The 1,578-nt window shown below is 67.9% G+C and carries 3 protein-coding genes; all 3 read left to right on the forward strand.

Annotated features, from left to right (window positions below; translation table 11 throughout):
- Nucleotides 1-682: glutamate-5-semialdehyde dehydrogenase (locus I5G_RS07600; RefSeq protein WP_022878521.1), on the forward strand; the 682-nt coding region annotated here is incomplete at its 5' end.
- Between the two features lie 50 nt (nucleotides 683-732).
- Nucleotides 733-960, forward strand: coding sequence for a hypothetical protein (locus I5G_RS07605; protein WP_022878522.1), 228 nt, complete (start codon nucleotides 733-735; stop codon nucleotides 958-960).
- 10 nt (nucleotides 961-970) lie between these two features.
- Nucleotides 971-1,567, forward strand: coding sequence for a nicotinate-nucleotide adenylyltransferase (gene nadD / locus I5G_RS07610; protein ID WP_022878523.1), 597 nt, complete (start codon nucleotides 971-973; stop codon nucleotides 1,565-1,567).
- Nucleotides 1,568-1,578: the final 11 nt, after the last annotated feature.

Genomic DNA, 1,578 nt, shown 5'->3' on the forward strand with positions numbered 1-1,578 from the left:
CATGAACGCCCGCGGTCTGGTCGACGTCCTGGTGCCGCGGGGGAGCGCCGGTCTCATCGAGACCGTCGTCACCGAGTCCACGGTGCCCGTCATCGAGACGGGCGCCGGTGTCGTGCACGTGTACCTTGATGCCACGGCCAACGCCGACTGGGCCCGGGACATCGTCCTCAACGCGAAGACGCAGCGTCCGAGCGTGTGCAACGCGGTCGAGACGGTTCTCGTGCATCGGGATGCCGCCGACCGCCTGCTGCCCGACCTCCTGGGTTCGCTCGCTGAGGCGGGCGTCCGCGTCCACGGCGACGAGACCGCCGCAGGCTACGACCCCCGCGTCGTCGCCGCCACCGAGGAGGACTGGGCCACCGAGTACCTGAGCCTCGACCTCGCGGTGCGCGTCGTCGACGACCTGGACACCGCGCTCGAGCACATCCGCCGCTACTCGACGCATCACACCGAGTCGATCATCACCGACGACGAGGCATCCGCGTCGCGCTTCCTGGCGGAGGTCGATTCGGCCGTCGTCCTGGTCAACGCGTCGACCCGCTTCACCGACGGCAGCGAGTTCGGCTTCGGCGCCGAGGTGGGGATCTCGACCCAGAAGCTGCACGCGCGCGGACCCATGGGCCTCGCCGAACTCACCAGCACCAAGTGGCTGGGGCGCGGCGACGGCCAGGTTCGGGCCTGACCGCATAAAATGACCCTGCGCGCCGCGCAGAAACTTCGAACGGAGCACTGATGACTTTCGCCTCGCTGATCGCTTACGCCGCTGCTGAGGGCGCCCACCACGAGGGCGGCAACGTGCAGGCTCAGACCTTCTGGTACGGCGCGGTCGCTTTCATCGTGTTCGTCTCGCTGAGCCTGGTGACCCTGTCGTACCGCAACGTCTCGAACCGTCACGCGCACAAGGCCGAGGCCTACACCAAGAAGCACGGGACGCCCACGCCCGAGGCGCACGGCCACTGAGGCCCACTGTATGTCGGTGACACGCGCCCCTCGCATCGGGGTCATGGGTGGGACGTTCGATCCCATCCATCATGGTCACCTGGTCGCGGCCAGCGAGGTCGCGCAATCGTTCGATCTCGACGAGGTCATCTTCGTCCCCACGGGCCGCCCGTGGCAGAAAGCCGACGTCACCGAGAGCGAACACCGCTATCTGATGACCGTCATCGCGACGGCATCCAATCCGCAATTCACCGTGAGCCGCGTCGACATCGATCGGGCGGGTCCGACCTACACGATCGACACGCTCCGCGATCTCAAGCGTGAACGGCCGGGTGCCGACCTGTTCTTCATCACCGGTGCCGACGCCGTCGCGCAGATCCTCGGCTGGCGCAATCATCAGGAGCTGTGGGACCTCGCGCACTTCGTGGCGGTGTCCCGCCCGGGCCACGTGCTGACGACGGAGGGCCTGCCCACCGAGGATGTCAGCCAGCTCGAGATCCCGGCGCTGTCCATCTCGTCCACCGACTGCCGCGCCCGCGTGCGCCGAGGCCACCCCGTGTGGTACCTCGTGCCCGACGGTGTCGTGCAGTACATCGCGAAGCATCACCTCTACCGGAGCCCCGCATGAGCACTTCCGAG

The organism is Microbacterium sp. B19 (genome assembly GCF_000333395.1).
Taxonomy (GTDB): Bacteria; Actinomycetota; Actinomycetes; order Actinomycetales; family Microbacteriaceae; genus Microbacterium.